Annotated in this window: 4 protein-coding genes; 1 reads left to right on the top strand and 3 read right to left on the bottom strand. The window is 68.2% G+C overall.

The features are described from left to right. Together AC1D1S_RS17360 and AC1D1S_RS17355 are read right to left on the bottom strand one after the other, a co-directional pair. The coding region (locus AC1D1S_RS17360; protein ID WP_476995034.1) for a Tex family protein at positions 1-2,330 on the bottom strand (2,330 nt) is incomplete at its 3' end. Positions 2,331-2,437: 107 nt separating this feature from the next. After that, a complete protein-coding gene (locus tag AC1D1S_RS17355; protein WP_476943270.1) occupies positions 2,438-3,043 on the bottom strand; it encodes an SOUL family heme-binding protein in 606 nt (201 codons plus the stop codon). 140 nt (positions 3,044-3,183) lie between these two features. Here AC1D1S_RS17355 and AC1D1S_RS17350 point away from each other — a divergent pair, with 140 nt between their 5' ends. Further along, positions 3,184-6,786 (top strand): TM0106 family RecB-like putative nuclease, encoded by a 3,603-nt coding sequence (locus tag AC1D1S_RS17350; RefSeq protein ID WP_476995033.1) that lies wholly within the window; start codon positions 3,184-3,186, stop codon positions 6,784-6,786. 521 nt (positions 6,787-7,307) lie between these two features. Here AC1D1S_RS17350 and AC1D1S_RS17345 read toward each other — a convergent pair. Beyond that, a partial coding sequence (locus AC1D1S_RS17345) for a triose-phosphate isomerase (protein WP_476995032.1) occupies positions 7,308-7,883 on the bottom strand: 576 nt, incomplete at its 5' end.

The raw sequence follows: 7,883 nt of genomic DNA, 5'->3' as shown, positions 1-7,883 counted from the left end.
GTCGACGGCTGGGTCGACGGCGCTTGCGACGCCGGCTGCGACGTCGCCTGCCGCGGACGTTCCGGCCGCGAGTCCGCACGACCGCCAGCCGGGCGGTCTCCGGCAGTGCGGCCGCCCGCCGCACGGCCGCCGGAGGCCGGTTCGTCGTCGAGCCTGAGGGTGAGCGAGATGCGCTTCCGCTCCGGATCCGCCTCCAGCACCTTGACCCGGACCACCTGCCCGGACTTCACCACCTCACGGGGATCGGAGACAAAGCGGTTTGCCAGGGCCGACACGTGCACGAGCCCGTCCTGGTGCACCCCGACGTCGACGAACGCGCCGAACGCGGCCACGTTGGTCACCGTTCCCTCCAGTACCATGCCGGGCCTGAGGTCCGAGATCTTTTCGATGCCTTCAGAAAACGCTGCCGCCGCGAAGGCCGGACGCGGGTCACGGCCGGGCTTCTCAAGCTCGGCGATGATGTCCTGCACGGTGGGCAGGCCGAAGGAGCCGTCGACGAAGTCCTGCGGGTTCAGCGCCGCAAAGCTTCCCGCAGCGGGCGCTTTACCGGCGGCCGCCTTGATTTTCCGGGCCACGGGGTAGGCCTCCGGGTGCACGCTGGAAGCGTCCAGCGGCTCCGCTCCCCCGGTGATCCGCAGGAAGCCGGCGCACTGCTCAAACGCCTTGGCGCCCAGCCGCGGGACCTTCTTCAGCTCGCTGCGCTTGTTGAAGGGCCCGTGCTCGTTCCGGTACGCCACAATGTTCTCGCTCAGCAGCGGCCCGACCCCTGCCACCCGGCTCAGCAGTGCGGGCGAGGCAGTGTTGACGTCCACGCCCACCGCGTTCACGCAGTCCTCGACCACCGCGTCCAGGCTGCGGTCCAGCTTCGCGGCCGTGACGTCGTGCTGGTACTGCCCGACGCCGATCGACTTCGGCTCAATCTTCACCAGCTCCGCGAGCGGGTCCTGCAGCCGCCGGGCGATCGAGACGGCGCCGCGCAGGGACACGTCCATGCCGGGCAGCTCCGCCGCGGCGAGCGCCGACGCCGAATACACCGACGCCCCGGCCTCGGACACCACAATTTTCTGCGGCTTGTTTTCTGACCCGGAGGAGAGCTGTTTCAGCAGTTCGGCGGCGAGCTTGTCCGTCTCCCTCGACGCGGTGCCGTTGCCGATCGCGACGAGTTCGACCCCGTGCTTCGTGGCGAGGCCCACGAGGGTCCGCAGCGMCTCGTCCCATTTCCGGGCCGGGGCGTGCGGGTAGACGGTGTCCGTTGCGACCACCTTGCCGGTTCCATCCACCACGGCGACCTTGACGCCGGTGCGCAGTCCCGGGTCCAGGCCCAGGGTGGCACGGTTCCCGGCCGGCGCGGCGAGCAGCACATCGCGCAGGTTCGCGGCGAACACACGCACGGCCTCGTCCTCGGCGGCGGCGAACATCCGGCTGCGCAGGTCCGCCGTCAGCCGCGCCAGGACGCGCGAGCGCCAGGCCAGCTGCGCGGTCTGCAACAGCCAGGCATCGGCGGCCCGGCCGCGGTCGGCGACCCCGAGGAACCTGGCCACGGCCGCCTCGTACCGGCCGCGCGCGGCGGTGAGGGCGGCGTCGTCGTTCGGATCAGCCTCGGCGAGATCCAGCTCCAGCGCGCCGTCCTTTTCTCCGCGCAGCAGCGCCAGGACACGGTGCGAGGGCATCCCGGCCGGCTGCTGGGAGAACTCGAAGTAGTCCTTGAATTTCTGGCCCTCGGCTTCCTTGCCTTTCTTCACCCGGGACACCATCCGGCCCTGGGTCCACAGCCGTTCCCGGAGCGTGGCGGCCAGGTCGGCGTCCTGCGCAACGCGTTCCACCAGGATGGAGCGGGCACCGGCGAGCGCCACGGCGGGGTCCCCGATCGAGTATTCGGCGTTGAGGTACTTGGCCGCCTCGCGCTCCGGGTCCAGTTCGGGGCGCTTGAGCAGGGCGTCGGCGAGCGGCTCCAGTCCGGCTTCGCGGGCGATCTGCGCCTTGGTGCGCCGCTTGGTTTTGAACGGGAGGTAGATGTCCTCCAGCCGCGACTTCGTGTCCGCGCCGACGACGGCGGCCTGCAGTTCGGGTGTCAGCGCACCCTGGGCGGCAATCGCCTCGAGGACACTCCGGCGCCGGTCTTCGAGCTCGCGCAGGTAGCGCAGCCGTTCCTCCAGCTCGCGGAGCTGGGTATCGTCCAGGGTGCCGGTCGCTTCCTTCCGGTAGCGGGCGATGAAGGGCACGGTGGAGCCGGCATCGAGCAGATCCACGGCGGCCTTGACCTGCCACGGCAGGACGCCGAGCTCGCCGGCGATCTGGGCGGCGATGCCGGACTCCTGGGAATGCGGCATGCCGGTCTGTGCTGAGCCGGCCTTCGCGGACGGGCCGGAGGCGGGCGAGGCGGGGTTGACGGGTAGCTGCGGGTGTTGGGTCACCAAACCATTTTGCCCTACCCCGGTCAGCGGCCGGGCTCGCCTGAAGACGGAAGGGGCTCCTGCACGTCCTGAACAACCTCGTTGCGGCGCAGGAACCACGGCTTGAACGGCGGATCAAAACGGGCGAATCGTGGCGGCCCAACACCCTTCAGCCCGGCCAGCCTGAGTGCCTCTTGAAGGCCTTCGTTTCGCCGTAGAAAGGCCGCCTCCGACCCGCTGCCCGAGAACCGAAGAGCGGCTGCCAAAGAACCCGGCAGGGTCCGGACTCTGACGTCGGGGTTGGCCGGGACCGGCGCCGTCTCCGCTGTCACCCCGGCGGGGAGCACGAAGGCGACGATGAAATCAGCGGGCTCTGCGCTTCCCGGGAGCGGTCCGCTTTGCAGTACCGGAGCGGTCATCGCCAGCTTTTGCGACGACCCAGGTTCCTGGATCACCGGGGCCGTCATCGCCAGCTTCCGTTGCGCTGTGTTGCTGCCGCTGATGTAGTTGAACAGGTGCCGGAAGGCGGCATTCCCGGCGCGGTCGAAGGTCGCATTGACCTCTATTTCCGCCACAGCGTACGCCGGATAGCGGCGCAGCTCGAAGTGCGCGTAGCGCTGGACCAGCTCATACGGTTGTTGTTCCGTCATAATCCTCAGACCCTACGCCGGTCCTACGACAGGAACCAGAGGCCCTTGCCTGGTTCCTGTCCCATGTTTAAGTGTCAGAGGGCTTTGATAGCTTGAATAGCGGAGGGCACCAACAACGGGGCACCAACAACGGGGGCACAGTGTTTTTTCTTGAACCTGAGGTACCGGGCTCATTACCGGACCTGATCTACTCCGCCAGCGACCTCGTGGTGGCAGCGAGTTGCGAGTATCAGCTGCTGCGGAAACTCGACGAGAAGCTGGGCCGGTCCCCCCGAGCTACGTTCGAAGACGACGAGATGCTCAAGCATGCAGCGGTTTTGGGTGACCTCCACGAGCGCAAGGTCCTCGGCGGTTTCGTTGCGGAGTTTGGCGACTGGGATCCGGCCACCGGGCACGGCGTGTACGACGTCGTCCCGGCCGAGGCCATGGACCGCGCCACGCTGGCGGTCAAGCACGCCGAGTCCATTGGGGCGCTGCGCGCGGGAGCCGACGTCGTCTTCCAGGCCGCCTTCTTCGACGGCCAGTTCCACGGCCGCTCCGACTTCCTCGTGCGGCAGTCCGACGGCAGCTACGCCGTGTTCGACACCAAGCTCGCCCGCCACGCAAAGGTGACGGCCCTGCTCCAGCTGGCCGCCTACGGCGACCAGCTGCTGAAGGCCGGGATCCCGGTGGACCCGGCAGTGACCCTCGTCCTTGGCTCGACAGTGCAGCTGCCCGGCGGCGGATTCGACTACGTGCGAAGCCACCACAAACTCTCCGAAATCCTGCCGGTTTTCCGAGAGCGCCGCGAGCGTTTCCTCGCGCTGACCGCCGCGCACATCGCACAGCCGGGACCAGTGGAGTGGGGCGCGCCCGGGCTGACCGCCTGTGGCCGCTGCGATTACTGCCAGGAGCAAGTCAAAGCCACCGACGATCTCCTCCTCGTGGCCCGGATGAACTCCGTGCAGCGCAAGAACCTCCACGAACGTGGGATTAGTTCAGTCACTGACCTGGCGCAAGCGACCCTCACCAAGCCCACACCTACGCTCCTGCGCCTGCAGGAACAGGCGCGGATGCAGAGCGGCGTTGGCCCTGCCGACGGAGAAGTCTGCTACCGCAAGGACGGCGAAGAGCACACCATCCGCTACGGCGTCCTGCCCGGGAACACCCTGGCCGAGCTGCCCCCACCGAGCCGGGGCGATATTTTCTTCGACTTCGAGGGCGATCCGCTGTGGCAGGACCGCGCCACGGGAGTGTGGGGGCTCGAGTACCTGTTCGGCGTGATCGAGGCGCCCACCGAGCCCGGCAGTCCGGGGATTTTTCGGCCATTCTGGGCCCACAGCCGGGAGGCGGAGAAGCAGGCGTTCCTGGACTTCCTTGACTATGTCGAGAAACGCCGGCGGGACCACCCGGACATGCACGTCTACCACTACGCACCGTATGAAACAACGGCGCTTCGAAAACTCTCGGTGATGCACGTTGCCGGGGAGGACATCGTGGACGAGTGGCTCCGCGAAGGCCTGCTGGTGGACCTGTACCAAACGGTCCGCAACAGCATCAGGATCTCCGAAAACTCTTACAGCATCAAGAAGCTCGAGCCGCTCTACATGGGGGTGAACCTTCGAACTGGCGAAGTGAAGGACGCCGGCGCCTCCGTGATTGCCTATGCACGGTTCTGCGACGCGAGGGACAATGAGCGGCCCGACGAAGCGGCCACAATCCTCGCCGGGATCTCCGACTACAACGAATACGACTGCCTCTCCACGCTGGAGCTCCGGAACTGGCTGCTCGGGCTGGCCAAGGAACGCCGGCTGGAGCCGCGCGGCGCGGAGCCGGGCGCGGCGTCCGGCTCGGAGGACGGCCCCGACGTCGGCTCGGCACGATCCGATGCCTCGCTGGCCCCGGCTGAGCTGGCACTGATGGAATTTGCTGAGCCGGGCAGCGGCTTGTCCGAGGACGACCGTAAGGCCGTCGCCATGCTGGCCGCGGCCGTGAGCTACCACCGCCGGGAGCGCAAGTCGTTCTGGTGGGCGCACTTCGACCGGTGCGAGCACGGTCCGGACACGCACGAACGGGACCGGAACGTTTTCCTCGTCGAATCCGCGGAACTCCTCGACGACTGGCAACAGACGGGGACCAAACTTCCGGAACGGCGGGTCAAGCTGTCCGGCTCCGTGAGTCCCGGGTCGGACCTCCGCGAGGGCAGCAAGTGGTTCCGCATGTACGAACTGCCTCTTCCCGCCGGGCTGGAAGGTACCGGCAAGAACGGAACCGGACGGAGCGGATGGTTCGGCACGGAGGTCCTGGAGCTGGGGCATGAGGACGGCAAGGACACCGTCATCATCCGGGACCGGCTGCACCGGAAGATACCGCCCTACAAGGACCTCCCCATTGCGCTGACGGAAGACCAGCCCCTCGCGACCAAGAGCCTCGAGCAAGCACTGGCAGCCCTCGCTGACACGGTGGTCGCCGGCCTGGGGTCCGGTTCCCTCCCCCGCCATCCTGCGCTTGACCTCGTCCGGCGTCAGCCGCCGAGGCTGGCCGCCGGAGCTTCACTGCCGCAGCCTGGCGCCGGACCGGACCGCTTCATTGAAGCCATCACGGCGGCTGTGCTGGCCCTTGACCACTCCTACCTGGCGGTGCAGGGTCCCCCCGGAACGGGCAAGACCCATGTGGGGTCCCACGTCATCGCCCGGCTCGTGGCCCGCGGCTGGAAAGTCGGCGTCGTCGGCCAGTCGCACGCGGTGGTGGAGAACCTGCTGAAGACCGCTGTCACGAAGGCTGGGGTCGACCCGGCGCTGGTGGCCAAAGACGTGAAGCACAACGACGCCCTGCCGTGGGCCCGGCGCACCGGCAAGGACGTTGCGGAGCTGCTGGGTGCGCCTGGAGGCGCCCTCGTCGGTGGCACGGCGTGGACCATGACCGGCGCCACCGTCCCGGTCGGCTCCCTGGACCTCCTGGTGATCGACGAGGCCGGCCAGTTCTCGCTGGCCAACACCCTTGCCGTGGCGCAGGCCAGCAGCCGACTGCTCTTGCTCGGCGACCCGCAGCAGCTGCCGCAGGTCAGCCAGGGCAGGCACCCGGAGCCGGTCGACGAGTCGGCCCTGGGCTGGATTTCCGCAGGCCACGCCACGCTGCCGCCCGAGCTTGGCTACTTCCTGGCCGACTCGTGGCGGATGACCTCCGAGCTGTGCCTGGCCGTCTCGGAGTTGTCCTACGAGGGCCGGTTGCGTTCCGCCCCATCCGCGGATCTGCGCCGTCTGGAGGGTGTGCCCGCGGGGATTGAGACGGTGATGGTGCCACACAGCGGGAACACGACGTCGTCGGCCGAGGAGGCTACCGAGGTCGTCGGGCAGGTGCGCCGCCATCTGGGCCTTTCCTGGCACACCGCAGACGGAGCCCGGCCATTGGAAGCGTCCGACATTCTGGTGGTGGCCGCCTACAACGCCCAGGTCAATGTCATCCGCGATTCCTTGGACGCCGCGAATCTCGCCGGCGTGCGGGTGGGGACCGTGGATAAGTTCCAGGGCCAGGAGGCCGCGGTCGTGATTGTGTCCATGGCATGTTCTGCGGTGGCCGAGGCTCCGCGGGGCATGGAATTCCTGCTCTCGCGGAACCGGATCAATGTGGCGGTGTCCCGCGGCCAATGGCGTGCCGTGATCGTCCGCGCGCCCGAACTGACCAACTACCTCCCCACGCATCCGGAGGGCATGGAACAGCTGGGCGGCTTCATCGGCCTGTGCCAGAGGTCGGTCAGCGCGTAGCTGTCCTAGCCCAGAAGCGGGACATGCTCATTCTTCGCTTGCCCGCACCCTCCGACGAGGGACATGCCCATTCTTCGCCTCGACCAACGGACATCTAGGCATCATGCCCGTCGCACGCGGTCAGAGCCGGACATGTCCACTCTTCGCCAAGCCACTCCACGGGACATGCCCATTCTTCCCCTCGACCAACGGACATCTAGGCATCATGCCCGTCGCACGCGGTCAGAGCCGGACATGTCCACTCTTCGCCAGCCACCCCACGGGACATGCCCATTCTTCGCCAGCCACCCCAGGGGACATGCCCATTCTTCGCCAGCCATCCCAGGGGACATGCTCATTCTTCCCCTCCACCAAGGGACATCTAGGCATCATACCCGTCGCCCGCGGTCAGGCCCGGACATGTCCACTCTTCGCCACCCACCCCACGGAACATGCCCATTCCCCGGCGGCCACCCCTAGGGGACATGCTCATTCTTGGCCTCGACCAAGGGAGATCTAGGCATCATGCCCGTCGCCCGCGGTCAGGGCTGGACATGTCCCACGGTGGCGGGGTCGGTCGCGAGGAGGCCTTCGGCCAGCACGAGCGCCTCATCGAGCACCGTGCCGAAATTCACCGAGTCGTGTGCAAACCGGCCCAGGAACAGGCCCGAGAGACCCTCAAGCGTGGGCAGCAGACCCGGTTTGGCCGATCCGCCGTAAATGACCGGCAACCCTGGCACGCCGGCGGCGGTGAGCTGGTCCCGGAGCCGGCTGACGACGTCGGACACGTAGGCGGCGGCGGCCGGCTCGGTCGCGCCGATGGCCCAGACCGGTTCGTACGCCACCACCAGGCGGCCGGCGAGGTCCCAGTCGCCGTCGACGGCCGACTCGATCTGGCGGAACACAAAGTCCGCCGCAGCCGCCGGCTGCCCGCCGTCGCGCTCCCCCACGCACAGCAGCGCGGCGAGCCCGGCGTCGTCCGCGGCCCGGACCTTGCGGGTGATCATGGCGTCGTCCTCGTTGAAGTGCCGCCGGCGTTCGGCATGGCCGACCTCCACGARCCGGACGCCGAGTTCCGCGAGCATGGACGGGGCCACTTCCCCGGTCCAGGGCCCATC

It is taken from the genome of Arthrobacter sp. P1_A5, from assembly GCF_056406825.1.
This window is presented reverse-complemented; position numbering and strand designations above follow the sequence as displayed.

Excerpts from the sequence above, each read along its gene's own strand:
- AC1D1S_RS17355 (WP_476943270.1), bottom strand. The coding sequence starts at position 3,043 with ATGACGGAACAACAACCGTATGAGCTGGTCCAGCGCTACGCGCACTTC.